This window comes from Ruegeria sp. MALMAid1280 (genome assembly GCF_049195285.1).
Lineage (GTDB): Bacteria > Pseudomonadota > Alphaproteobacteria > Rhodobacterales > Rhodobacteraceae > Ruegeria.
In genome coordinates this window covers 187,004-212,313 of sequence record NZ_JBMIRT010000057.1, presented here as the reverse complement: position 1 = coordinate 212,313, position 25,310 = coordinate 187,004, and the positions used below count along the sequence as shown (strand labels likewise).

Below are 25,310 nucleotides of genomic sequence, written 5' to 3'. Positions count from 1 at the left end.
ATCAGAACAGCCAACCCGGCTGCGGGGACAGAACGGATCAACAGTTTGGCGCTGTTTTTAGGCGTAAAACGCACCAAATTGGCCCGTGCGGCGGGCCAAAGTCCTGTTGTTACATTTTCTTGCTATGCGGCGTTGCAGCACCGAAATTGAGTCCCATATCGAAACTCGGAACGCTGCACTGCAGAATTCGCGAGAGGATCGGCCCAAATGTTCAGTCTGGACGGGACCAATCATCCGACTGAGGCGCAAGCTGCCGATGCCGGGAATCAGGGTGGGTAAAGGACAGGATCATGTTCTCAAATGTTCAGAAGACTTCGCTTAAACTTGGTTCCGAGATGGCGCAGGATGCGGCCGCGGTTCAGGACCGGACGTTTGACATTGTGACCCGCGCGCTGGACCAGTCCGGCGTACAGTGGCACCTGCTGGCCCAATCGGCCCGATTGCAGTCGGAAAAGATCGCCGAAACCCACTCGGAACGCACCCGGTACCTGATGCAGGGGGTTGCCGATGCGACCCAACGCCTTATGCGGTCGCAGTCCATGGCGAAAGACTGGGCGAGCTACCTGAAGGACGCCTCGCAACGGGTGGTGCTGACCATGGATGCGCTGCGCGAACGCGGCGACGTGTTTCTGGAGCATGAGGCAGCGGGCTGCCCTCCGGTGCTGGTCTATGACGACGAGGTCATCGTTGATGGGAAGACCTTGAAACGCGCCTGCAACTACCAGTTGCTACGTATTCTGCCGCCCGAAGGTATGGCGGTGGATGACAAAAGACGCCCCTATATCATCATCGATCCGCGCGCGGGGCACGGCGGAGGGATCGGGGGTTTCAAGCCGGACAGTCAGGTGGGCGTGGCCCTGTCCAAGGGGCATCCGGTGTATTTCGTCAGTTTCGGACGTGATCCAGTGCCCGGCCAGACCCTTGCCGATGTCATGCACGCCGAGGCCGGGTTCGTGCGCACCGTGCGGGCGCGCCACCCGAACAGCCCGCAGCCCGTGGTGACCGGAAATTGTCAGGGCGGGTGGGCGACCTTGCTGATGGCTGCTTGCAACCCGGACCTGACCGGGCCGCTGATCCTGAACGGCGCACCGGTTGCACCGTGGTCGGGTGAGGTGGGTGAAAACCCGATGCGCTATAACGCCGGTGTCCTGGGGGGCACATGGCAGCCGATGTTCTGGTCCGATCTGGGCGCGGGCAAGTTCGACGGCGCCAATCTGGTGATGAATTTCGAACAGCTGAACCCCGGTCGCAACTATTTCGGAAAGTATTTCGATCTGTATCGCGACCCCGAAGCGGGCCGGAAACGCTTCATCGATTTCGAGCGCTGGTGGGGCGGCTATTTCATTCTGAACGAGGCCGAGATCCATTGGATTGTCGAGCAGCTGTTTGTCGGCAATCAGCTGGTCAAGAACACCGCTCAGCTGGAACCCGGCGTACCGGTGGATATCAAGGCCATCAAAGGTCCGATCTTTGTCTTTGCCAGCCAGGGCGACAACATCACGCCACCGCAGCAGGCGCTGAACTGGATTGCTGCAACCTATGCGGACGAAGAGGAAATCCGCCTGCGCGGGCAGCGGATCATCTACATGCTGCATGACGAGGTCGGCCATCTGGGCATTTTCGTCTCGTCCAAAGTGGCGCGGAAGGAGCATACCGAGCTGGCCTCGACCCTGGAAACGGTCGAGGCGATGGCACCGGGCCTTTATGAGATGGTGATCGAAAAAATCGAAGGCGAAGGTCAGAACAAGCGGTTCGAGGTCCGGTTCTATGACCGGAACCTTGACGACCTGGCCGCATTGGATGACGGTCAGGAGGACGAAGCCAGCTTTGCCGCCGTCGCGCATATGTCCGAGGTTCAGGCCAACATCTATGAAACCTTCGGGCGCCCCGTTGTGCGGTCCCTGTCAACGCCGATGGGCGCAAAAGCCCTGCGCGATCTGCATCCGCTGCGGGTTCAGCGGGTTGCCATGTCATCGGCGAACCCGGTGATGAAGGGCGTGGAGCATCTGGCCGATACGGTGCGCGAACAGCGCGCGCCCGCCGCGCCGGACAATCCTTTCCTTGGGCTTGAGAAACTGACGGCCGATTGGATCGAACAGGTCATGGACCTGAACCGCGACCTGCGCGATGCGTGGTACGAGGCCACGTTCTTCACGCTTTGGGGCGGGCCGCTGGCTGTGTGGTTCGGCAAGAAATACGCAGCGCACCGGACCTTGCCCGATCCCGAATCCCTGCGTTCTCTGCCGCAGGTCGAGGCCGCGCTGGCGCATATGAAACAGGGCGGGCTGCCCGAGGCGGTGATCCGTCTTTTGATCCTGCTAGGCAACAGCAATCAAAGCTTCAGGGCCGAGATTCTGCATCGCTGGGCGCATGTGTTCCGCAATGAGGCGCCTTTCAAGGACCTGACTGTCGAACAACGCCAGCGGCTGCTGCACGAACAGACCGTGATCGTGACCTTTGACGAACGGGGCGCGATGGGCTCGTTGCCCGATTTGCTGCCGCGCGCCTCGGAAAGAAAACAGGCGGTGGATCTGATCAAACGTGTCTTGGGCGATATCCCGAACCCGTCACCCGAACTTGTAGAGATGGCGCAGGCGCTGTACGAGACACTCGATCTTGCTGAGGTCGAACAGAAATCCGATGCACCGGCCAAACCTGCCCCCAAATCCCGGGCGCGCAAGGCTGCCGCAGTGAACAAGGCCAAGCCGCTATGAAGATAGAACAAAACCGCACTTACGCGCAGGTGGAGGTCGGGGACGAAGCGCAGGTGACACGCCTGTGCACAATCGACGATCTTTATGCCTTTGCGTCAGCCTCGGGTGATCACAACCCGTTGCATCTGGCGGGATATGACGGCGATGGCGATGGTCGCCCCGAGGCAGTCGCCCCGGCCCTGTGGCCAGCTGGTCTGATTGCGGCTGTTCTGGGCAATATCCTGCCCGGCGCGGGGACCCAGGCCCGTTCGGCCAATCTGACCTTCCATCTTCCCGTGGTGGCGGGTGACGAAGTCACCGCCTTTGTCACCGTGATCGAAAAACGCGCGGATGGTGACTTGCTGTGTGCCGCCAAGGTGCGCCGCGTCGGTGACAACGCGCTGGTCCTCAGCGGTGAGGTGCAGGTCACCCCGCCGGCCAAGCAGATGGTCTTCGATTCGGTCGAAGTTCCCGGCCTGATCGTCCAGCGCCACCGTCACTTCGACGCGTTGATCGCAAAAGCCGAGCCGATGGACCCGTTGCCCACCGCAGTGGTCGCGCCGGAAGAACCGAATTCGCTGGGCGGTGCGCTGCTGGGCAAGGCCAGGGGTATCATCACGCCGATCCTGTTGGGTGACCCGGACAAGATCGCCGCTGCTGCGGCTGAACTCGGCGCCGATCTGTCGGGGATCGAAATTATCAAGGCCGACAGCCACGAGATCGCCGCCCACCGCGCGGTCGACCTTGTGGTCGAAGGCAAGGCTGAGACCCTGATGAAGGGGCATCTGCATACGGATGTATTGCTGCACGCGGTATTGCGCCGGGACAGGGGGCTGCGGACCGGGCGGCGCCTGTCGCATGTGTTCGTGATGGACGTTCCGGGCATGTCGCGACCGATCATGGTGACGGATGCGGCGGTCAACATTGCTCCGGACCTCGAAACCAAGGCCGATATCGTGCAGAACGCCATCCATCTGGCGCATTCCATCGGGATCGAAACGCCCAAGGTGGGCGTATTGTCGGCGGTTGAGACGATCAACCCGCATATGCCCTCGTCCGTCGATGCGGCGCTGCTGTCGAAAATGGCCGAGCGGGGCCAGATCACCGGCGGTCTGGTTGATGGCCCTCTGGCGATGGACAACGCGGTCGATCTGAACGCGGCGCGCACCAAGGGGATCACCTCTGAGGTTGCAGGGGTGGCCGATATCCTGGTGGCGCCGAATATCGAGGCGGGCAACATGGTGGCGAAACAGCTGACATTTATCTCACATGCCGAGGCAGCTGGGATCGTTGTTGGCGCCACCGTGCCGATCATTCTGACATCGCGGTCGGATGACGATGCGTCGCGTCTGGCCTCGTGCGCGGTGGCGGCGCTGCACGTGCAGGCGAACAAAGGTAAATTTCATGGCTGACTATGTTCTGGCGCTGAACGCCGGATCTTCTTCGTTGAAATTCGGATTGTATGAACTGGCCGAAAGCAACCGACCCAGTATGCGCTGGCGTGGCCAGATTGAACGCCTTGGCGACGCGCCCAGGTTGCTGGCGCAATCTGCCGGAGGGCGCTCGGTCGACCGGCCGCTCACCAATGCCAAAAGCCATGATGAGGCCATTCAGGCCTTTTTGGAAATGGCCCAAGAGTATCTGCCGAACATCAACATCCGCGCGATTGGCCACCGGGTCGTGCATGGCGGGACGGTGTATTCCGAGCCTGTGCTGATCGATGACAAGGTCATTGAAACCCTGACCGGGTTCATCCCCTTTGCGCCGCTGCACCAACCCTACAGCCTGGCCGGTATCCGCGCCGCCAGCGCCGCCTTTCCCGGCACCGTTCAGGTTGCCTGTTTCGACACCGCGTTCCACCGCACGCATCCATGGGTCAACGACACATTCGCCCTGCCGCAAGGCTACTATGAAAAAGGCGTGCGCCGGTACGGCTTTCACGGTCTGAGCTACGATTTTATCTCGCAGAAACTGAAAGAGATCGCCCCGGGGCTTTATGACGGCCGCGTGGTCATCGCGCATCTGGGCAACGGGGCTTCGATGTGTGCTGTCTCAGGCGGCCGGGCCGTGGCGTCGACCATGGGCTTTTCGGCGCTGGACGGTTTGCCGATGGGCACCCGCAGCGGTCAGCTGGACCCCGGCGTTGTGCTGTATATGATGCAACAGGAAGGCATGTCGGCGGACGAAATCGCCGAGATGCTCTATCGCAAATCCGGCTTGCTCGGTCTTTCGGGTATTTCATCGGATATGCGTACCCTGTTGGCGGCTGACACGCCCGACGCGCGCAAGGCCATCGACTATTACGTGTTCCGCATCCGCCGCGAACTGGGCGCGCTGTCAGCCGCGCTGGAAGGCATCGACGCGCTGGTCTTTACCGGCGGGGTTGGCGAGAACTCGGCCCAGATCCGTCAGCAGGTTTGTGACGGGATGCGCTGGATCGGGATTGACATGGATCACAACAGAAATGCCGATGGCGGCACGGTTCTGTCGACCGATTTCAGCCGCGTTCGGATTCTGACGATCCCCACGAACGAAGAGATGGTGATCGCCCGCGCCGCGGCGCAGATGATGTAACCGCCGCTACTGGTCCGGCTTGTTTTTACGCCGCCGGGCATACCGGACCAACGTCCCCAGGATCGCGCTGATGACATCAGGCGTCAGCGCGCCCAGCGGATCGCGGCGGAGGCCCGTCACGGTGCCGCGCACCTCGGACAGGGCGTCTGTTACCTCGGTTTCGATGTCCTGCAGGGCCATGTCGCGCAGTTCAACTGCCGCTGTCGTATCGGCCTGTGCACTCTGCGTGTTGGCCAGCAGGGCAAGGATCAGCGCCAGCAGTAGGTTGGCCCCGGCCATGATCAGCGCCGCCAGCGGTTTCGACAGGCTTGCCGACAGCCAGAAGAACCCGGCCACGTTCAGCATGATGACAGCCAACCCGACGGCCAGCCCTGCAGCGGCGTAGAACCCGGTGCGCCGCGCAGCCACCGCCACATGGCGTTGCGCAATCAACCGTTCGGCGCGCAGGACGATTGAAATATTGCGGGAAATGCGGCTCATGATCGGGCTCCTACCGGGATCGGCCTAGCAGATAGCCAAGCGTGAAAATGCCAAGGGCAAACAGGATCGGCCGTTTGTGGGGCAGGTCTTCCAGCTCGGTCAGGGCTTCTTCCAACTGACCGGACCAGTTGTCGAAATTCTCGGCTATCTTGTCGGCCACCGTGTCATGCGGTTCGGGCTCGGGTGCCTGTCGGCTGGCCGCGGTTTGCTCGGCCAGCTGGCGGCGCAGTTCGGCGACCTGGGCTTCAAGCTCGGCTTTCGTGACCATTGTACCGGTCCTCTCACGGTTGTTGTCCCGGAGGGGTGAGGTCAGCACCTCACCCCCGGTATTGAGGACCATGTTAATGCGCTTTTCCGGTTTTAGAAAAGGGACTTATCTTTTTTCACGCATAGTAATCCGCAACCAACAGGAAATCGGGCGCGATGTCTTCCTCGATGGTGGCGTAACGGGGGATCGGGTCTTCGAAGACATTGTCGGTTCGGTCGTCATTCACGGTCGACACCTCGCCGATCAGGCAATCGCCCTTTTCGGCCCAGAACGCGTGCCAGATGCCGGGCATCAGGGTGACGCTTTCCCCAGGCTTCAGGCGCAGCAGTTCACCGGGTTTGATCGTGACCGGGCAGCCATCGCTGGGCACGACAACGGGGTTGTCGCGGTCTATGCCGCCTTCGGAGTCCGAGGCATAGATCTCCATCACCAGAGCGCCGCCGCCCCGATTGATGATATCCTCGGCCTTGACGATATGACGGTGCATCGGCGACAGCTGTCTGTCGCGCGAAACCAGCAGCTTTTCGGCATAGAGCATACCGCGACCGCTGTTCAAATCCCGCACATCGCCATTGCGCAGGGTGAACAGGAACAGACCCAGCTCGTCAAAGCGGCCCTGCCCATAATCGGTGATATCCCAACCCAACCCGCGTTCGCGAATGCCAGCGGCTTTGTCGCTGCGCATCTGATCCGGTGACCAGTTGGCAAAGGGTGGCAGCACCGCGCCGAACGAACGGATAAAGTCTTCGGCCTCGGTCTTGATGGCGTTGATGTCGGATCGTTTCATGTCGGTCTCTTATGGGTCAAAGCTCGTGCGACCAGGGCGGGTTTGCCCCGGCGCGGGAGACGGTAACGGCGGCAACCTCAGCCCCTTTGGCGAGGGCGGACCGCAGCTGGCCCGAGGTCAGGGCGCGCAGGGCAGGTTTGCTCAGATGCCCCGCGCGTTCGAGCTCTGCCAGAACGCCAGCGTTGAAGGTGTCGCCTGCTCCGACCGTATCGACCACTTCGACAGGTGGAACAGGGACCGACGTCTCGGACCCATCCGCCAGATAGCCGGACGCACCGTCGCTGCCCCGTGTCACGATGACAACCGCAGGCCCCGCCTGTAACAGCAGTGGTACTTTCTCGGCGATGGTTTCCGGGCCGGGGACGATCCAGTCCAGATCCTCATCCGAGACCTTCACGATATCCGCCTGCGCGATCATGCCGTTCAGACGGGTGCGATAGCGGGTCTGGTCCTTGATGAAATCCGGCCGGATATTCGGGTCGATCATCACTGCCCGATCCGCCCCATGCTTGTCCAGCAGCGCGGCATAGGCGTCGGCGCAGGGTTCACAGGCCAGACTGATCCCGCCGAAATACAGCGCCGACACGGCGGGCAACTGGTCGGGCATATCCTCGGGCATCAACATCCGCCCGGCCGAGTTCTCATCCATGAAGCTGTAGGTCGCGTGCCCATCCTTCAACTGCACAAAGGCCAGTGTTGTGGGGCGGTCCGCGCGGATCACATGGCTGTCTTCCACATGGCTGGCCTGCAGGGCCTCGGCCAACTGTTCCCCGAACATATCCGAAGACAGTCCCGTCAGCAGCCCGGCCGGAGCCCCCAATCGCCCCAACGCAATGGCCGTGTTAAAGATGGCGCCGCCGGAATGGGGCACGAACCCTTTTCCGCCCGAAACGGTCGGGGTGGGGATCATGTCGATCAGGGCTTCACCGCAGCACAGAATCATGCCGTGGTCCTTTCTGTTTCATGGGGTCGGGCGCGCATTCTGCCGCGCGAGCACACTTTTGCAGAAATTGTTAGCGCCAACAATGCCAAATTCTTCCTGTTCCGAGACATAGAGGTTGAACGATCGCCGCAAATCGCTGAATCGCCCTCCGGCGTTGAAAGCGTCGCGAAATGCATCCTTGAACAGCCAGCGGTTCTTTTCGGCGACGCCGCCCACAAGGAACACACCGCCCGAAGGTATGAGGACGACGGCCAAATCGCCCATCACCGCGCCCAGATGAGTGGTGAACATATGCGCTGTTTTCACTGCGACCGGGTCGGTTTGCGTGCGAGCGTCTTCCAGAATGTCCCGGGCGCTGCGCTGTGGTGTATTGGCCTGCCCGGCGGCCATTCCGGCGGCCTGATAGAGGATCGGTAGACCCGTGCCGCTGAGAAACATTTCGGCTTCAAGCACCAGAGTGTCGTCAAAAAAGCAATCCGGCGCGATGTGGCGGGCGGCGCGGAAAATCTCGACCTCATCCAGATGGCGGGGCGACAAGCCGACATGGCCGCCTTCGCCCGATGCGGTGTGGTAGCGGCCATCGGAAAAGAGCAGGGCGCCGACGCCAAGCCCGGTGCCAGGCCCCACCACCAGCCTGGTGCCGGGGGGCGGGGTTGCGATGCCTTGCAGAACCTCGACATCATTGCCGGTGACCTCGGCAACCGACCAGGCGGCGGCGGTGAAGTCATTAATTACAAAGGTGTGCTGCGCGCCGGTTGCCCTGCCGATATCACCCTCGGACAGATCGAGATTGGCGTTGGTCAGGCGGATCGTCCCGTCTTTTACCGGTCCGGCGCCGGCAGCAACCACGGCGCGCGGATCGGTGCCGATCTCGTCGCGCAGGCCGTGAAACGCCGCGAGCAATTCGGGCAGGGTCCCTGTCGGGTATTTGCGCAAGTCGGTCAGCTTACCATTCGAGATTACACCCAGCCGTGTATTGGTGCCGCCGATATCGGCAACCAGATTCCAATGCTCGCGCATGGCACCGGCAGGCTGCGCAAGGGGCAGAGACACCGTGCTTCCTCTCAATTTGGTTTCCATAGCAGGAAGATCTTCAATCCCTGATGCGTGGATGAACAGGGCTTTCAGCTGCACGCCCTGGTCCAGAGCCTTGTGCGCGGTCTGCAGGGTCTGGCTGAACCGGGCAGGATCCTTCTGGCGTTCCGAGTTGCCGTTTTCGATGAGATAAAGGGGCAGGTCTTTGGTGAAGCCTTGCGCGATGCGGGTCAAGACTGCGGCGTCAGTTGGTCCGCGGGCATCGCAATGCATACCGCACCAGTCAACCGAAGTACGGATGATGTCGAAATCGTCCTGCCAGCCAATCGGCAAGTATGGTTCCAATCGCCCCAACGCGTTTTCGGCGTAGGCATTGTTGAATAGGCTGCCTAACAGGTCAGCGGAACACGAGTCGTTCTCGGCCTTTCCCAAAGGGATTTCCACGCCCAGTTTGGTCATGCCCAGCCCGCGCATCGCCTCAATCGAGCGGCCATGGCCCAGTAGCATGTGATGCATCCTGCGTGTGGTGGTCCGGACGTCGCGCAAATTCGGGTCGCCCAGCCATGCAGGCCCGTCAATCGGGGCAACGCTGAACATGCGGTCACCGATACGGCTCATGAGGGTTTCGGCAAAATCGGCAAACCAGCCCGCAACATCGCGGTTTCGCCACCCACCCAGATCGTCCAGCGTCAGGGGAAGGTCGTGGCCACAAAGCGTTACACAAGGGCGCATACCATGCTCCAGCAAGGCATCGGCCAGCCGGTCGTAATGGTCCAGCCCGGTGTGGTTCACCGGTCCCCGGCCTTCGGGCAGGACATGCGCCCAACGGGTCAAAAAACGATAGCAATCAAACCCGGCCATTTGCACCGGACCAAGGTTCAGCGGTTCAGAAGCGTGATGACCGCCAGAGGTCGCAAAGCCAAAGAGGAAATCTTTGGGAAAATCAGCGCGGATATCTTGCATGATCAGTACCTGTTGGCGCGGGACCGGTAGGATCGCCACCTATCAGCTTGGCCTCCGGCATTCCAGTTTGATGCGGGTTTCGTGGCGTTATTGGGCAGTCCGGTTCTGTTTCATGAGAGCGGCGATATCAGGAAATGATAGCGCTAACAACACCTGAATCCTGACCGTTTGCCGGGTAAGGCGGGTCGCAAAGTGACGCTAAGTGTGTTGTTGAACCCTTTTCTTGACAAATGCGGTCGTGCTGTTTCAACCTGATTGAAACGTTTCAAATTGGGATAATTCCGGGATATGCGAATAGCGGCGCAGCTATATACCGTCCGGCAGGTTGGGGATTTGGCATCCCAGCTTGATCTGGTTGGCGCTTGCGGCTTTGCAGATATTGAGACGATTGGATTCCACGAGCTGACCCCTCGGGAGATGGCAAAACAGGTGGCGCGAACAGGTCTGGCCGTACAATCGGCACATTTCGACTGGGCCGAGTTTGAAAAGCGGTTCGACGATATCGTGGAGCTGTTGCGTCTTTTGCACTGCCCTGTGGCTGTCATGCCATGGCTGGAGCCCGAGGAACGGCCTGCCACGCCCAGGGAATGGGCTGCCATGGCGGATCGGTTGGCGGGCTGGGCGAGGCAGCTTGCAGCACGGGGTATTCGTCTGGCCTATCATAATCATGATTTCGATCTGGTGGGCGATCCCGGCGAAACGCCTCTGGACTTGATCCTGTCACATGACAACCTGTACTGGCAGCCCGATATCGGGTGGCTGCAGGTATCGCAGCAAGATCCGGAAAAGCTGCTGCTGCGCTATGCCGACCGAATCGTTTCGGTGCACGCCAAGGACGCGGACCCGTCAGCAGGGAAAGGCGACGAGCGCTGGCGCAACCTGGGTCAGGGCGTGGTGGACTGGCCCCGCGTGCTGCGCATTCTGGCTGGCAGCCCGTGCAGCGATCTGTTCGTCGAACATGACGAAACGCCCAACCACGCCGAGACCTTGCGGACAGGGCGGAGCTTTTTGATGCATCAGCTTGCGGCGGAGGTCGGATAATGGCGCGCGCGACGATCAAGTCCATCGCGAAAGAGACCGGCTATTCCGTCGGTACTGTCTCGAACGCATTGCGCAGGGCGGCGTCGGTCCGCGAAGAGACGCGGCAGGAGATTCAGGCCGCCGCCACCCGGCTTGGCTATCGCGTCAACATGGACGGGTTGAAGCTGCGCACCAACAAATCCTTCCGCATCGCGGTTCTGGTCAGCGTGTCGCCGGACGCGGCAGAGGAATGGGAAGGGGTCGAGTTCACCCGCATTCTGGCCGGAATCTCTGCGGCGCTGCAGGATTCGCGGTATGAAATGAGTGTGTTCAACGTGGCCGATATTCCGGACGCCATGACGGTATTGGCGCGGATCGTTCAGGATGGGCTGGCCGATGGGGTCATATTCTCGGGCACGCTGCACGATGATCCGCGCATCGCGTATCTGCAACAAAACGCGTTCCCCTTCGTGACCATGGGGATGAGCGACAGCGAAACGCCCCATGCCTTTGTCGATTTCGACAGTCAGGCCGCTGCGTTCGACGCCACTACGCGGCTGGTGCGGCTGGGCCACCGGCGCATTGCTTTGGTCAACCCTCCGACCGGGTTGATCTATGCGCGCCAGCGTCAAACCGGATACGAACAAGCGTTGGCCAATGCCTGGATTGCGCCGGACCCGGCCTTGATCTTCAACGGCCCGACTACGGCGCGCACCGGGCAGCGCAGCTTTGACGCGCTGATGCGGCTGCCGGACCGCCCCACGGCCTGTATCTGCGCGAATGAGGCAATGACATTGGGCGTGCTGTCCGCCGCCCACGCCGCCGGGGTTCGAGTTGGCCGCGATCTGGTGGTGATTTCCACCGACGATTTGCAGCTCAGCCGCTATTTCGTGCCGCCGCCCAGCACCTATTATGTGCCGATCGATGAGACCAGCCGCCTGCTGGGCGAATACATGTTGAAAGCTTTGGATGGGGCCGACCCGTCCGAGACCCAGAAAAAGATCAGGGCCACACTTATCGAGCGCCAACCTGACACCCCTGCGCCGCAAACGGCGCCCGTCAAATAGACCAACAGAAGGAGAAATGAAGATGTTCAAGAACCTACTGGCCGCTGCCGCTCTGACCGCGCTGGCCGCGCCTATGGCCTTTGCCGCCGACCTGGAAGGGCGGGTGCTGAAAATCGGAACCGACGCCACCTATCCGCCGATGGAAACGGTCGATGAAACAACTGGTGAGATCGTGGGCTTTGACGTCGATGTGATGACTGCGATCTGCGAAAAGGTAAATTGCGTTCCGAACTTCGTGAACACCGCCTGGGACGGCATCTTTGCCGCGCTTCAGCAGGGGGAATTCGACCTCGTGATCTCGGGCGTGTCGATCACGCCGGAACGCGAAGAGACGATGGATTTCTCGGAGCCCTACATCGTGGTCAGTCAGGCGATTCTGCTGCAGGTCGACAATAGCGACATGACGCTGGACGACTTCAAGGCCGGTGGTCAGAAACTGGCGGCGCAAACCGGCACCACCAACGCGCAACTGGCCGAGGATCTGGTCGGACGTGAGAATGTCAACCTGTACGACAATTTCTCGGCCGCCATCCTGGCGCTGCAGAACGCAGACGTGCAGGGTGTGATCATCGACGGCACCTCGGCCGCAGCCTATGAACAGGAATTCGCGGGTGAGTTGACCGTGGGGATCACCGGGCTGCAATCCGACCCGCTGGGCATCGTGTTTCAGGAAGGCGACGCCACCGTGGACGCCATCAACGAGGGGCTGGCGGCGATCCGGGCCGACGGCACTCTGGACACGTTGATCGGCAAATATTGGGGCACCGAATAACCCGGTCTGGCCCTTAACGGCCCGGCGCCACCGGTGGCCGGGCCGCATATCTGCAGAGAGGTACCATGTCGCGCCTAAGCTCGATCCGCCCGAGCAACCTTGTGTTGCTCGCCGCTGCTCCGTTCATCATCTACTTGTTTGCCACCTCGTCGAAATACCTGCGCTCGCTGATTGCGATCTTGGGGATCGGCAACAACGCGGGGCCGATCTTTGTCGGGTTTCTGATCATCCTTGCGGTGGCCATCTTGGGCTATCTCTGCGCCCGCAAAGCGCGGTTCCAGACCGCGCCGGGGTGGTTGCGCATTTCGGCGCGGGCGGCATTGCCTGCGGCTCTGGCCCTGATGGTTCTGGGTTTCGTTGCGCCGCAGGTGCTGATGCCATTCGCCGAATCCGCGTTTTTTCACGCGCTCAGCGAGAACACATCGACCCTGATTGACCGATCCGCGCAGACCTGGGTGCTGTTCCCGGAGGTGGTTGAGAAGGTTCAAACCGGCTTGCAGATCGTGCTGGTGGTCTACGCGCTTGTTATTGCCGCCATCCTTTTGTCTTTGCGCCTGCCGAATGGGTCGCAGGGCTATGTGCAGTTGGGGTTCGAAATCCTGACTGGCGCGGTGCTGTTCTACCTGATGTTCATGGCGCACTGGCAGTTTGCCACGGGCGTGGCGATCACGTTCCGCGCGGCCATCTTCGCCTATATTTTTGCGGCCATTCTGGGTCTGATCTGGGTTGGGCTGCAATCGTTCAAACCCAAGGCCCGCACGACCGTCACCTATGGCTGTATCAGCCTGACCTTGCTGGCCATCTCGGCGTTTTTCTTCATGCAGCCTCAAGTGAAATACGAACTTGTCGGTACGTTGGACGCCCGCATCGCCATCGTGCGCGGCACCCCGCAAGCGCAGGCCGACATGATCCGCTTTGGCGAGTTTCAGGAAGGCGAAAGCCAGCAATACCGCATCCGCAGCGCCCCGGACGCGGCCAGCGCGCTGGAACAGATAGAAACTGTGGACAGCGTGTCCGGTGCCTTTGTTCCAGTTGGCACCAACACCAAAGGGTATCCAGTGATCTGGCAGACACAATTCCTGCCGGACAAATACCGCAACCCGGCACTGGCTTTTGCCGTCTTTGGCTTTCTGCTGCTGACCCTGACGGTGGGCGGTGCCCAGCATAAATTGCACCCGCTGGCCGTGGGGGCCGAGTTCTTTGTCGACACGATCCGCGGCATTCCGATGCTGGTGATCATTCTCTATATCGGCCTGCCTCTGGCGGGGGCGGTCAAGGACGCCACCGGCGGCGGCATCGACATGACCAACATGACACGGGGGATCATCGCCATTTCCGTAGGCTATTCCGCGTATATGGCCGAGATTTTCCGATCCGGTATCGAGGCCATCCCGCGCGGGCAGATCGAAGCGGGCGGCTCTCTGGGTCTGTCGCGCTGGCAAACCGCGCGGCTGATCATCCTGCCGCAGGCGTTGCGCATCGTGACGCCGCCCCTGGGCAATGAATTCATTGCGATGATCAAGGACACCTCGCTGCTGTCGATCCTGTCGGTCCGTGACATGACCCAACGGATGCGAGAGTTTCAGGCGGCCAGCTTCCTGCCGTTTGCACCGTTTAACACCGCGGCCATCCTCTATGTCGTGATCACGCTGGGCTGCGCCAGCTTCCTGAAATGGATCGAACGCCGCACGGCAAGGGACGACCGATGAGTAAACTGGAACTGGGGGTCTGCTACTACCCCGAACAATGGGATCGGTCGCTTTGGCGCGAGGATGCGAAACGGATGGTCGAGATGGGCCTCGACTGGGTGCGCATTGCCGAATTCACCTGGGGCCTGATTGAACCCGAGCGCGGCCGGTTCCAGTGGGGCTGGCTGGATGAGGTGATAGACATTCTGGGCAACGCGGGTCTTCGTGTAATGATGTCCACGCCAACGGCCGCGCCGCCGAAATGGCTGATCGATGAGCACCCCGAAATTCTGCCGGTCGGCCCGGATGGGCGTGTCAGGGGGTTCGGATCCCGCCGGCACTATTGCTTTTCCAGCGAGGTCTATCTGGCCGAGTCGCGCCGGATCGCCACCGAATATGCCCGCCGCTATGGTGAAAACCCTCATGTCCACGCCTGGCAGATCGACAATGAGTATAACGATCACGACACGGTGCTCAGCTACTCGGACGCGGCGCGCGACGGGTTCAGGCGCTGGTTGGAACAGCGTTACGGCACCATCGACAACCTGAACCGGACATGGGGCACCGTGTTCTGGGCATCCGGCTATACCAGCTTTGACCAGATTGAGCTGCCCAATGGGCTGGTGGCCAGCCCCAACCCGACCCATGCGTTGGATTTCATGCGCTATTCCTCGGACCGGGTGCGGCTGTTCCACCGGGCGCAGGTGGACATCCTGCGGCAGCATTCTCCGGGCCGGGATATCACGCATAACTTCATGGCGGGCAGTTTCGAGTTCGACCATCATGCGGTGGCGGCCGATCTGGATATCGTGGGTTTCGACAGCTATCCGCTGGGCAATCTGCTGGGCTCGGCCCTGTCCGATGAGGACAAACACCGATACCTGCGCACCGGCGCGCCGGATTATCAGGGGTTTCACTGCGATCTCTACCGGTCACAGGGCAAAGGGCGCATGTGGGTGCTGGAACAGCAACCCGGCCCGGTGGATTGGGCGGAAAAGAACCCATCCCCTGCGGATGGCATGGTTCGGCTATGGGCTTGGGCCGCCTATGCGCATGGGGCGCAGGCGGTGATGTTCTTCCGGTGGCGGCAGGCCAAATGCGCGCAAGAGCAGTTTCACACCGCCCTGTTGCGCTCGGACGGCAGCCCGGATCAGGCGGCGCTGGAATTGGCTCAGGTGGTTGAGGAGCGGGCGGCATTGCCGCCGGCGGCGCGCCAGCGGGCGTCGGTGGCGATCCTGCTGGATTACACGTCTATCTGGGCTGCGGATATCCTGCCACATGATGACGCGTTCCCGAATGCTCAGATATTCCGTGAATGGTATGCCGGGTTACGGTCCCTTGGCGTTGATCTGGATTTTGTCGGGCCAGAGGATGATCTGACCGGCTATGCGCTGATCGTTTTACCGCAAAGCATGATCGTTTCACCGGATCTTGCGGAGCGGCTGCGGGACGGTCAGGCAAACCTGCTGATCGGGGCGCGCGCGGGCAGCAAGACCGCCGACATGCACACGCCGCATAACCTTGCCCCCGGCGATCTTGCCGATCTGGCTGGTGTCCGGGTACTGAGGGTCGAATCATTGCCCGATCTGGCCCGGGAATCGGTGCGTCTGCAGGACGGCACCCAGCATGAATTCACCGGTTGGCGCGAAATCATCGAGACCGCACATCCGGTAACAGCCCGTTTTTCCAGCGCTTACCGCGATGGCAGCCCGGCGATGGTGCAGTCGGATCGGGCGATGTACCTGGCGATGATCCCGCGCGGGCCTTTGTTGCAGGCTGTTCTGGCTGAGGCGCTGAACTGGGCGGGCATCACCGCGACGGAAAACAACCGGGATATGCGCGTCACGCGCCGGGGTGAGCTGTTTTTCGCCTTCAATTTCAGCGCAACACCGCAGGTCTTGTCCGGTTCTGAAGACCGGCAATATCTGGTTGGTGGTTCTGAAGTTGCGGCCTATGGTGTCTCAATCTGGGCAGAACCGTGACCTGATCCCGGTTCTGACGGACGTGATCGCAAACTGGACCTATTAAATTTGGCAACTGTCACTTTTGGACTGACAGCTCTGCATCGAAGGTCTAACCTGTATTTACAAAACAAAAAGAACACAAAGTCCAACAACGGGAGAAACGAAAAATGGCTGAACGGAAAACGCTTTCCAGACGCTCTGTCCTGAAAGGCGCAGGTGCTGCGGCGCTGGCGGCACCACTTTACAGCAAAAGCGCGCTGGCGTCTTCGGGTGAGATCAACATTCTGATGTGGTCGGACTACCTGCCGCCCAGCTTCATTCAGGAGTTCGAGACCCTGACCGGGATCAAGGTGAACTACACCGGTATCGGATCGAACGAAGAAATCATCAACAAGATGAAGGCCACCAAGGGTCAGGGTTTCGACATCGTGTCGCCGACCAACAACCGCTCGTTGCAGTGGGAGCCGCTGGAACTGCTGCAACCCTTCGACATGAACAAGGTTCCGATCGATCTGGTGAACCCGGCGATGGCTGCAATCGGTACGGATGCATGGAACTTCGGTGACAGCGGCGTGCACTGGCTGCCGCATATCTGGGGCACCGAGGGTATCGCCTATCGCACCGACCTGTGGCTGCCCGAGGGTGACGCGCCGTCTTATGGCGATGTCTGGTCCGAGGAAAACGCGGGCAAGACCATGGGCCGCGCGCATTCGATGATGCTGGGTGCGGGCCTCTATATGGAACGCGCCGGAGAGATGGAGCCGGGCTCGGTCTGGGCCGCGTATGGCGACGAAGAGACCATGCGCAAGGTCTGGGGTCAGATCACTGACTGGTGCATCGAACGCAAGAACCGGATCAAGCTGATCTGGAATGACGCCGACACCCAGAAAAATGGCCTGCTGAACGAAGGCGTTGTTGTTGGTCAGACCTGGGACGGCCCACCGCTTGCACTGAAATCTGCGGGTGAGCCGGTGCACTATCAGGCCCCGGTCGAAGGTGCGATGGCCTGGGTCGACGGTATGGCAATGCCGACGGGCGCGGCCAATATCGATCAGGTCTATGCCTTCATCGATTTCGCCTTTCAGGCGAAACCGGCCGGTGTGGCGATTGACAGCCACGGCTACAACTCGCCGGTTCTGGGTGCCGACCAGTATTCCGGTGACACCTACAAGAAGAACTTTGCCGAGGCCTATCCGGGAGACTCGCTGGCGAACCTCAACCCGTGGCCGGCCGAAGCGCCATGGTATGCGGAAACCCGTACCGAGTTCGTCAACAAGTTCAAAAGCGCCTGATTGCTTTGAAACGCTGCCCTCCGCCACTGTGCGGGGGGCCATCCATCCGCGCGCCGTTCCGGCGTGACGGACCCTATTGTGGTGCGGTCGGCAGCCGTGCCTGACGGAGATACCAAAAATGAGTGCAGGGGTCGGTGTAGATCTTGAAAATCTGTGGATCCGTTTCGGTGACTTTGTCGCCGTGCGGGACGCCAATGTGAACATCAACGGGGGCGATTTCTTTTCGTTCCTGGGCCCGTCGGGCTGCGGCAAGACGACGATCCTGCGCGCGGTGTCGGGCTTCCTGGACCCAAGCGAGGGCCGGGTTCTGATCGGTGGCAACGACATGCAGGGCATCGGCCCGAACAAGCGTCCGACCGCTCTGATCTTTCAGAATCTGGCGCTGTTCCCGCTGATGAAAGTGTGGGAGAACATCACCTTCTCGATGGAGATCAAAGGGGCCAGCTCTGCCGAACGTCGCAAGCGCGCCGATGAGCTGCTGGACATGATCGCTTTGCCCGGGCAGGGCAACAAGCTGCCCAGCGAATTGTCAGGTGGTCAGCGTCAGCGTGTGGCCATTGCCCGTGCTTTGTGCGCCGAACCGGATGTGCTGTTGTTGGACGAGCCCCTGTCGGCACTGGACCTCAAGCTGCGCCAGCATATGCGGACCGAGCTGCGGGAAATTCAGCAGCGTGTTGGCATCACCTTCATCTACATCACTCACGACCAGGGTGAGGCGCTGACAATGTCGGACAACATCGCCGTCATGCGGGCCGGGGTGATTGACCAGATCGCGGATGGCAAGACGATCTATAACGACCCAAACACGGCCTTTGCGGCCTCATTCGTGGGCGAAAACAACGTGTTCCGTGGTAAGATCAAGCAGGTCATGGGCGGTGAGGCCCTGATCGAGACCAACCGTTCGGGCGATCTGGTTGCGCGGATTTCGACCGCCAATCAGGGCAAGATGAAAGTGGGCGACGACGCCATGATGTTCATCCGCCCCGAAGCCCTGGCCATCGCGCCCGATGGGGCCTCTGGCGACCACTTTGTCACCGCACGGGTGAACCACGAGGAATTCGAAGGCAACGTCTTCAACATTTTCACCGAAGGTGAGGGCGGCAAAGAGATCAAAGTGTCGATCCCGAACCATGGTCAGTCCTTCAAGGATCACACCGGTCAGAACATCACGCTGGAATACGAGACCCACAATGCGGTTCTGGTCCCGGCGGGTGAACTGGCCGCGGAATAGGGGGACAAACACATGCCCCGCTTTCTGAAAGAGTTTTTCAACCGCAACGGCACCGGCATGGGGCTGGCGATATTGGGTTTGGTCCTGTTCTGGACCATCGGCCTGATCATTCTGCCACAGCTGTCGATGCTGGATTTCTCATTCCGTCCGAACCTGCCCCCGCCTGAGATCGGCGGGCCAAAGGACGTCTACACGCTGGAGAACTACAAATACCTGATTTACGGCCCGGAAGGCGGCAGTCAGGACTATAACGCGGTCGATCTGCGCGTGTTTTTCCGCACGCTGGTCGCAGCGGTCTGCGTGACGATCTTCAACCTGATCCTCTGTTATCCGATTGCCTATTATCTGGGTCAGTCCAAGGGCAGCCATATCCGCATTTTCGCGATCATGCTGATCATCCCGTACTGGATCAACGAAATCCTGCGGGCCTTTGCGCTGCGGATCATCTTTGGCGAAACCGGCGTTCTGAACACCCTGTTCATGGGGCTGGGCATCTGGGACACGCCGTTCGACTTCATCCGCAATGACATCGCGCTCTATGCGGGTCTGGGCTATGCCTACATCCTGCTGATGATCTTCCCGATCTATAACGTGATCGAAAGTCTGGACGGCAACCAGATCGAGGCCGCACGTGATCTGGGAGCGCCCTGGTGGCGGATTCATTGGCGGGTGGTCATTCCTTACGCCAAGCCGGGCATCAGCTCGGGCTGCACAATGGTCTTCATGCTGTCCGCAGGCGCGCTGGCCGCACCGCAAATTCTGGGCGGGCCGTCCAGCTTGTGGTTTACGCAACTGATCTACCAGCAGTTTAACGACAACAATGACTGGCCTCAGGGGGCCGCCTACGCCATCGTGCTGCTGGTGACCTGTATCCTGTTCGTGCTGGCGATGATGCGCCTGTTCAAAGTGAACATGGGGGATATCGGGAAATGAACAATTCCTTCCTTCGTGTAAGTATCTGGGTCTATCTGGCGATCTTCTTCCTGTACCTGCTGGGCCCGCTGGTGATCATGTCGGTCACGGCGTTCAACTCTTCGGCTTTCCCGAGGATGACGCCGTGGGAATGCCTGACCTTCCAGTGGTTCGGAGAGCTGTTTCAGGATCAGCGTATCCTGAACGGCATCAAGAACTCGCTGATCATTGGCGCCGGGACGGTTGTGTTGTCGGTGGCGATGGGATTGGCGGGTGCGCTGATGCTAACGCAGATCTGGCCCAAGCTGCGTGCGACATACTATACGGTGATCATTGCGCCGATCCTGATCCCGGGCGTGGTTCTGGGTATCTCGACGCTGGTGTTCTGGGACCGGATCAACCGGATGCTGGGGCTGGGCGCGGACAGTTTCCTGTCGAACGGGATTTTCCTGACGGTGATCGGCCAATCCACCTTTATCGCCAGCTATTGTATGCTGGTGTTGGTGGCGCGGTTGCAGCGTTATGACATAGCCCTGACCGAGGCTGCATTGGACCTCGGCGCATCTCACGCGCAGGCGTTCCGCAAGATCCTGCTGCCGTTCATGCGTCCGGCGATTGCGTCGGCGGCGGTGCTGGCGTTTCTCGCCTCGTTCGAGAACTACAACACCACCACCTTCACCTTTGGTGAGTATCCGACGCTGACCATCGAACTGGCGCAAAAGGTGCGGTACGGCATCACGCCATCGATCTCGGCGCTGGCCTTCATCATCGTGGCATTGACCGTGTTCTTTGCCCTGCTGAACGAGGCCAAGCTGAAACGGCAGGAACTGGTTTCCGCCGCGCGCAGGAATGCCACGGTCGAGGAACTGGCAGGCAAGATCAAGCTGCCCAGCTTTTTCTCGGGCAACATGGCCGCGGTTCTGGTGGTTGTATTTGCCGTGGCCACGATCACCGTGATCGGCACCGCGACGGCTTACAATCCGGGGCAATGCATCGCCAACGTGCGAGAGCAGAAGCAACTGGAAGCTCAGCAGCGTATCGACGAACTGCGCAAGCAGCGCGAAGAACAGCGCAGACAGCGTGAGGAAGAACGCAAGCAGCGCTTTGAAGGCGTGTTTGAGCCCGGTGATCTGCAACCCGGAACAACGCAAGAGGATGCGGAGCCCGACACCGGCACCGATAACTCAGGTTTCGGAAACGTGTTTGCTCCGAACACCTTGGGCGGTGACAGTGACGAGGGCGAACCGGAACCAGAAACACCGCCTGCCGGCAATGGCGGCTTCGGCGGGGCTTTTGACCCAAACAGCCTGCAAAAAGACCAGTAAGCTTAATGCCTGTCTAGAAATCTGCGCGCCCGGAGAGTTTCCTCTCTTCGGGCGCATGCTTTTGCAGAATGAGCACATCGCAGGCATCAATCTCATGGCCGTTCCATGATACGGGGGCAGAATTGTAGTTGATCAAAAACACGTGCTGTTCGGTCTCTCGCCGCCGCAATCCTTCGGGCAGCGGATGCAAGGTCAGCCCAACCTTTTGCGCCGCCAGTGCGATCACCCGGTCCCAAAGGGCCTCATCCGGGAAACCGGACAGATACCAGACCCCGTTTTCACCCTTCAGGGCAGATGTCCCGTCGGCATAGGTCAGCAGATCCGGGGCGCTGCCGGACAGGCGATCGATCCAGTGCTGAGCGGCGCCGCCGCCTATCACGTCACGTTGCACGTTCGGGGGCAGGGTCTCGACCAGGTCGACTTCGCAATCCAGTTCACGCAGGCCGGGGCGCGATTCCGGAATCTGAAAATCACGTGTGATGGCACCGCTGCGGGGACCATAGAGTGTCAACTCGCCCGCGCGCCGTTCTATCTCATCGTCCAACGTGGCCAGGCCGGGGGCGAGGATCAGTTTGTACGCAGCCTTGGGCGTTTCGGACGCCGAGAGGATATCTACCGACAACCCGGCCCGTCGCAGCGCCCGATAGGCCGAGAAGACCAGCCGGAAATAGTTGAATCCAGCCCCCTGCGGTTGCGTCGCCCACGCCCAATCCGAGGCATAATCGAACAGAATGGCCACATCCGCCTGTGTTTGGGTGACCGCGCCCAGTTCTGCCAGTTCATCGGCGGTCTGACGAGCCTCGGCCAAGGCCGGTGCGGGGGCGTTGTTCGGCGCCAGTAACCCTGCGTGCATTTGTTCCTGCGCGAAGGGGGCCTGCCGCCAGCGAAAGTAGCTGACCACCTCGGCCCCATGCGCCACTGCCTCAAGCGACCACAGGCGCACCATGCCGGGCAGGGGGGCGGGATTATAAGGTGCCCAGTTCACTGGGCCGGGCTGTTGCTCCATCACCCACCAGCGACCGCGTCCAACGGCGCGGTAGAGGTCGTGGTGAAAGGCCTGCATGTCCGGGTCGCCCTGCTGCAGGAACGCGGTTTTATGTGCCTCGTCGGCCTCGAGCCGGTCGGACAGGAACCCGATCGGATAGCTGTCCCACGTCGCAATATCCAGATCCTGACCGATCCTGAAATGGTCGAAATCCAGTACCCGCCCCATATAGTTGTGCAGCAGCGGCGCATCGGTCAGCGGCCGCAGCACATCCACTTGCGCCTTGTTGAACACCGCCACCTGACCCGAGCTGAAGCGGCGAAAGGCCAAAACATGGGCGGGGTTGGGCTCGGTCACCGTCAGGTTGGGCAGGTCAATCTGATCAAAGCTGTCGTATTCCATTGACCAGAACACATTGCCCCAAGCCGCATTCAGAGCGTCGATGAACCCATACTGATCAACCAGCCACTGCCGAAACGCCTGCAAGGCCGGTTGGCTGTAGCTGACCGTAGTCTCGTGGCAGCCATATTCGTTGTCGATCTGCCATGCCGCGATATGCGGGTTGCGCCCGTAGCGGCACCCCATGATCCGGGCAATCCGCTCACACTCGGCGATATAGCCCTGATGGCTAAAGCAATAATGCCTGCGCGACCCGAACTTGCGCGGCTGCCCCTGCGCATCCACGGCCAGCATGTCAGGGTGTTTGTCCAGCATCCAACGGGGCGGCGTCGCCGTTGGCGTGCCCAGCACCACCTTCAACCCCGCAGCCCCCAGCACCTCGATCGCACGGTCCAGCCAGTCGAATTGCAGATCGCCCGGCGTGGGCTCCATCCGGCTCCAGGCAAACTCGCCGATCCGCACCCAGCTCAGGCCGGTTTCAACCATGCGGGCGGCATCCTCGGCCCACATCTCTTCGGGCCAGTGTTCGGGATAGTAGCAGACGCCAAGTTCGGGCTTCATAGAAGGACTCTGTGTTCGGCCTGCCCCTTGCCTGCGCCGGGGGCGGCAAAGGTCATACCGTTGGTTGGGTGATTGTCCAAAGTCTCTGCATCCAGCCCCTCGCGTGCGGTGGTGCAGAACAAAGTTGTCAGGTCTTCGTCGCCGAATGCGGGGCAGGAAGTATGCGCGGCCTCAAAGACGACCGCCGTCAGGACCTGACCCGCAGGGGTATAGGCGGCCACACGGCTTGCGCCCCATTGGGCGATCCAGATGTTGCCGTCGATGTCAACGACCGCCCCATCCGGGTTCAGGCCATCGATGCGGAAGTCCAGAAAAACCGAGCTTTCGCCCTCGGGCCAGCCGGTTTCCGGGTTCAAAGGCCAGCGCATGACCTGTTTCGTGACCGTATCCGCGTAATAGGCGCAGGATCGATCCGGAGCGAAACAGATCGCATTCGAGATCGTGACATCCGGCACCAGATGCCGTAATTCGCCTTGCCAGTACCGATAAATCGCACCTGCGCCGGGTTCGGCATTTTTGCCCATCGTTCCGATCCAGAACCCGCCCCAGGGGTCCGCGCGCCCGTCATTCGAGCGGGTGATCGGGTTGCCCGCCTCAAGTGGCGAGATCAGGTTTTTCTGCCCGGTCTTCAGGCTGAACCGCCAAAGCCCGGTTTCAGAGGCGATCAACAGCGTGTCCCGGTCGACCCAGCCCGCGGCCGAGACATGTTCGTCGAACTGCCAGCTATGCTGTTCGCCGTTTTCCCGCGTCATCAGGCGTTTGCCGACGATATCAAACCAGAAAAGCTGTTGCCGCTCGGGGTGCCAAAGCGGCCCCTCGCCCAGCTCGCAGGGGCGGTTGTCGTAGACGATGCTCATCCGGCGGCCTCATCATAAGCGGCCACGACCCGCACGGCGAGGTCTGCGACCTCAGAGATGGCCATGCCGGGCTTGAACAAGGCCGATCCGATGCCGAACCCATCGGCGCTGGCCTTGATCCACTGGCCGAAATTCTCAGGCCCCGCGCCGCCGACAGCATAGACCAGCGTTCCTTTCGGCAGCACCGCACGCAGGGCGGCCAGCCCCGCCGGACCGGCCAGAGCGCCGGGGAACAGTTTCAGGCCAGTAGCGCCAGCTTTGAGGGCGGCAAACGCCTCGGTCGGGGTGAAGATGCCGGGCCAGCTTTCCAGACCCAGCCGGTGGGTGTGCGAGATGACATCCGGGTCGCAATTCGGCGACACGATCAGCCTGCCGCCAACGTTGGCCACCGCGTCCACCTGATCCGTGGTCAGAACGGTGCCTGCGCCGATCAGGGCGCGGTCGCCGAATTCCGCAGCCAGAACACCGATCGAATCCAGCGGATCGGGCGAGTTTAGCGGCACTTCGATCTTGTCGATCCCGGCGTTGACCAGGGCCTGACCGGTGGTGGCAGCGTCAGACGGGTGCAGACCGCGCAGAATGGCGATGATGGGACGGCTCATGCGGATTGCCTCGTCAGATTGCGGGCCTGCAGCAGGCCGGCCAGAGTGCAGTGTGTGCTGTTGGCGGTTTCGACAAACGCGCCTTGTTGTTGCAGGGCCTTGGTGTAGATGCCGGACAAACCCTCGGCTCCGATGATCGCCAGTTGCTGGCCCAGCCAATAGGGGCGGGTCGCAGCCAGTTCCGCGCCGATCAGAAAGCCTGAAAGCTGCGCCCTCGTGATACCGCCATCCTGACCCAGTAAAAGATCGGCGGCGCGCAAGCCAAACAGTCGCGCGGCCAGTTGTTCGGGTTTGGACAGGGTATCTGCGGCAGCCTCGGCAAAAGCGGCGTCGTCCCAGCCCTGACCAACCGAGTGCTTCAGCACTGATTGACCGGCCAGCAGATCGAACATCTCTCCGGTCATGAAGGTGCGGAAGCTGACGACCTCTCCGGCGCTGACCTGCACCCATTTGGTATGGGTGCCGGGCAGGCAGATCACGCCGTCCCAGTTCTGATGCGCGGCCAGAAACCCCGCGATCTGGGTTTCCTCGCCGCGCATGACATCCGGCGGTGCGGTCTGCTTCAGACCGGGCACCACGAAGGCGCGAATGCGGGGGTCGGTGCCGGGAACACGAAACGGCGCAACAGGCGTCGGCTCACACGGGACGGCGGAATAAGGGGCTTCGACCCAGCCTTGCCGCGCACCCACCATTCCACAGGCGATCACGTCAATCGGAGCGCTGCCCAGCCAGCCTTCGATCAGTTCGAACAATGCGGATTGAAACCCGTCCTTGTCCACCCGCGCCATGCCTTTGCCCGACTGCGCCTGATCCAGCACGGTATCGCCCTGCATGGCCCAGGCCCGCAGATGCGAGGTTCCCCAATCGACTGCAATCCATTCCGTACTCATGG

General features: G+C 61.0%; 21 protein-coding genes. 12 read left to right on the top strand and 9 right to left on the bottom strand.

Going from position 1 to position 25,310, the window contains the following annotated elements; translation table 11 throughout:
• The first annotated feature begins 290 nt into the window (after positions 1–290).
• From ACOQFT_RS16620 to ACOQFT_RS16610, 3 genes are read left to right on the top strand one after another with little or no spacing between them, the layout of a single operon-like run.
• The gene (locus ACOQFT_RS16620; RefSeq protein ID WP_421599005.1) at positions 291–2,714 is read left to right on the top strand and encodes a DUF3141 domain-containing protein; all 2,424 of its coding nucleotides are present in this window, start codon (positions 291–293) and stop codon (positions 2,712–2,714) included.
• Complete coding sequence (locus ACOQFT_RS16615; protein WP_421599004.1) at positions 2,711–4,105, top strand: bifunctional enoyl-CoA hydratase/phosphate acetyltransferase; 1,395 nt, start codon at positions 2,711–2,713, stop codon at positions 4,103–4,105. The genes ACOQFT_RS16620 and ACOQFT_RS16615 overlap by 4 nt, the downstream gene beginning before the upstream one ends.
• Entirely contained in the window at positions 4,098–5,267 is a 1,170-nt protein-coding gene (locus tag ACOQFT_RS16610; RefSeq protein ID WP_421599003.1) for an acetate/propionate family kinase, read from the top strand. Before ACOQFT_RS16615 ends, ACOQFT_RS16610 begins: the two co-directional genes overlap by 8 nt.
• Before the next feature lie 6 nt (positions 5,268–5,273).
• Here ACOQFT_RS16610 and ACOQFT_RS16605 read toward each other — a convergent pair whose 3' ends face one another.
• The 5 genes from ACOQFT_RS16605 to ACOQFT_RS16585 all read right to left on the bottom strand — a co-directional run bounded on the left by ACOQFT_RS16605 (position 5,274) and on the right by ACOQFT_RS16585 (position 9,743).
• Positions 5,274–5,747, bottom strand: coding sequence for a hypothetical protein (locus tag ACOQFT_RS16605; RefSeq protein ID WP_421599002.1), 474 nt, complete (start codon positions 5,745–5,747; stop codon positions 5,274–5,276).
• A gap of 10 nt (positions 5,748–5,757) precedes the next feature.
• The gene (locus ACOQFT_RS16600) at positions 5,758–6,015 is read right to left on the bottom strand and encodes a hypothetical protein (RefSeq protein WP_421599001.1); all 258 of its coding nucleotides are present in this window, start codon (positions 6,013–6,015) and stop codon (positions 5,758–5,760) included.
• A gap of 115 nt (positions 6,016–6,130) precedes the next feature.
• Entirely contained in the window at positions 6,131–6,802 is a 672-nt protein-coding gene (locus ACOQFT_RS16595; RefSeq protein WP_421599000.1) for a D-lyxose/D-mannose family sugar isomerase, read from the bottom strand.
• A gap of 16 nt (positions 6,803–6,818) precedes the next feature.
• Complete coding sequence (locus ACOQFT_RS16590) at positions 6,819–7,745, bottom strand: carbohydrate kinase family protein (RefSeq protein WP_421598999.1); 927 nt, start codon at positions 7,743–7,745, stop codon at positions 6,819–6,821.
• 18 nt (positions 7,746–7,763) lie between these two features.
• Complete coding sequence (locus ACOQFT_RS16585; RefSeq protein WP_421598998.1) at positions 7,764–9,743, bottom strand: family 1 glycosylhydrolase; 1,980 nt, start codon at positions 9,741–9,743, stop codon at positions 7,764–7,766.
• Between the two features lie 333 nt (positions 9,744–10,076).
• On the opposite strand from ACOQFT_RS16585, the gene ACOQFT_RS16580 reads away from it, so the two are divergent.
• The 9 genes from ACOQFT_RS16580 to ACOQFT_RS16540 all read left to right on the top strand — a co-directional run bounded on the left by ACOQFT_RS16580 (position 10,077) and on the right by ACOQFT_RS16540 (position 21,014).
• Positions 10,077–10,784 (top strand): sugar phosphate isomerase/epimerase family protein, encoded by a 708-nt coding sequence (locus ACOQFT_RS16580; protein ID WP_421598997.1) that lies wholly within the window; start codon positions 10,077–10,079, stop codon positions 10,782–10,784.
• Positions 10,784–11,830 (top strand): LacI family DNA-binding transcriptional regulator, encoded by a 1,047-nt coding sequence (locus ACOQFT_RS16575; protein ID WP_421598996.1) that lies wholly within the window; start codon positions 10,784–10,786, stop codon positions 11,828–11,830. The genes ACOQFT_RS16580 and ACOQFT_RS16575 overlap by 1 nt, the downstream gene beginning before the upstream one ends.
• Positions 11,831–11,852: 22 nt before the next feature.
• On the top strand, positions 11,853–12,602 hold the full coding sequence (locus tag ACOQFT_RS16570) for a basic amino acid ABC transporter substrate-binding protein (protein WP_421598995.1): 750 nt from the start codon (positions 11,853–11,855) through the stop codon (positions 12,600–12,602).
• Between the two features lie 65 nt (positions 12,603–12,667).
• The gene (locus ACOQFT_RS16565; RefSeq protein ID WP_421598994.1) at positions 12,668–14,311 is read left to right on the top strand and encodes an amino acid ABC transporter permease; all 1,644 of its coding nucleotides are present in this window, start codon (positions 12,668–12,670) and stop codon (positions 14,309–14,311) included.
• The gene (locus tag ACOQFT_RS16560; RefSeq protein ID WP_421598993.1) at positions 14,308–16,272 is read left to right on the top strand and encodes a beta-galactosidase; all 1,965 of its coding nucleotides are present in this window, start codon (positions 14,308–14,310) and stop codon (positions 16,270–16,272) included. Before ACOQFT_RS16565 ends, ACOQFT_RS16560 begins: the two co-directional genes overlap by 4 nt.
• Positions 16,273–16,421: 149 nt before the next feature.
• On the top strand, positions 16,422–17,546 hold the full coding sequence (locus ACOQFT_RS16555; protein WP_421598992.1) for an extracellular solute-binding protein: 1,125 nt from the start codon (positions 16,422–16,424) through the stop codon (positions 17,544–17,546).
• A gap of 118 nt (positions 17,547–17,664) precedes the next feature.
• A complete protein-coding gene (locus ACOQFT_RS16550; protein WP_421598991.1) occupies positions 17,665–18,777 on the top strand; it encodes an ABC transporter ATP-binding protein in 1,113 nt (370 codons plus the stop codon).
• Positions 18,778–18,789: 12 nt separating this feature from the next.
• Entirely contained in the window at positions 18,790–19,710 is a 921-nt protein-coding gene (locus ACOQFT_RS16545; RefSeq protein WP_421598990.1) for an ABC transporter permease, read from the top strand.
• A complete protein-coding gene (locus ACOQFT_RS16540; protein ID WP_421598989.1) occupies positions 19,707–21,014 on the top strand; it encodes an ABC transporter permease in 1,308 nt (435 codons plus the stop codon). Before ACOQFT_RS16545 ends, ACOQFT_RS16540 begins: the two co-directional genes overlap by 4 nt.
• A 13-nt stretch (positions 21,015–21,027) precedes the next feature.
• Here ACOQFT_RS16540 and ACOQFT_RS16535 read toward each other — a convergent pair whose 3' ends face one another.
• Genes ACOQFT_RS16535 through ACOQFT_RS16520 form a run of 4 tightly spaced genes read right to left on the bottom strand, consistent with a single transcriptional unit; the run spans position 21,028 to position 25,308 of the window.
• Positions 21,028–22,959, bottom strand: coding sequence for a beta-galactosidase (locus ACOQFT_RS16535; protein WP_421598988.1), 1,932 nt, complete (start codon positions 22,957–22,959; stop codon positions 21,028–21,030).
• Positions 22,956–23,816 carry an SMP-30/gluconolactonase/LRE family protein gene (locus tag ACOQFT_RS16530; RefSeq protein ID WP_421598987.1) on the bottom strand — a complete coding sequence of 287 codons (861 nt, stop codon included), beginning with the start codon at positions 23,814–23,816 and terminating at the stop codon, positions 22,956–22,958. Before ACOQFT_RS16530 ends, ACOQFT_RS16535 begins: the two co-directional genes overlap by 4 nt.
• Positions 23,813–24,418, bottom strand: a complete 606-nt coding sequence (locus ACOQFT_RS16525; protein WP_421598986.1) for a 2-dehydro-3-deoxy-6-phosphogalactonate aldolase — start codon at positions 24,416–24,418, stop codon at positions 23,813–23,815. The genes ACOQFT_RS16530 and ACOQFT_RS16525 overlap by 4 nt, the downstream gene beginning before the upstream one ends.
• A complete protein-coding gene (locus ACOQFT_RS16520; RefSeq protein WP_421598985.1) occupies positions 24,415–25,308 on the bottom strand; it encodes a 2-dehydro-3-deoxygalactonokinase in 894 nt (297 codons plus the stop codon). The genes ACOQFT_RS16525 and ACOQFT_RS16520 overlap by 4 nt, the downstream gene beginning before the upstream one ends.
• Between the last annotated feature and the right edge of the window lie 2 nt (positions 25,309–25,310).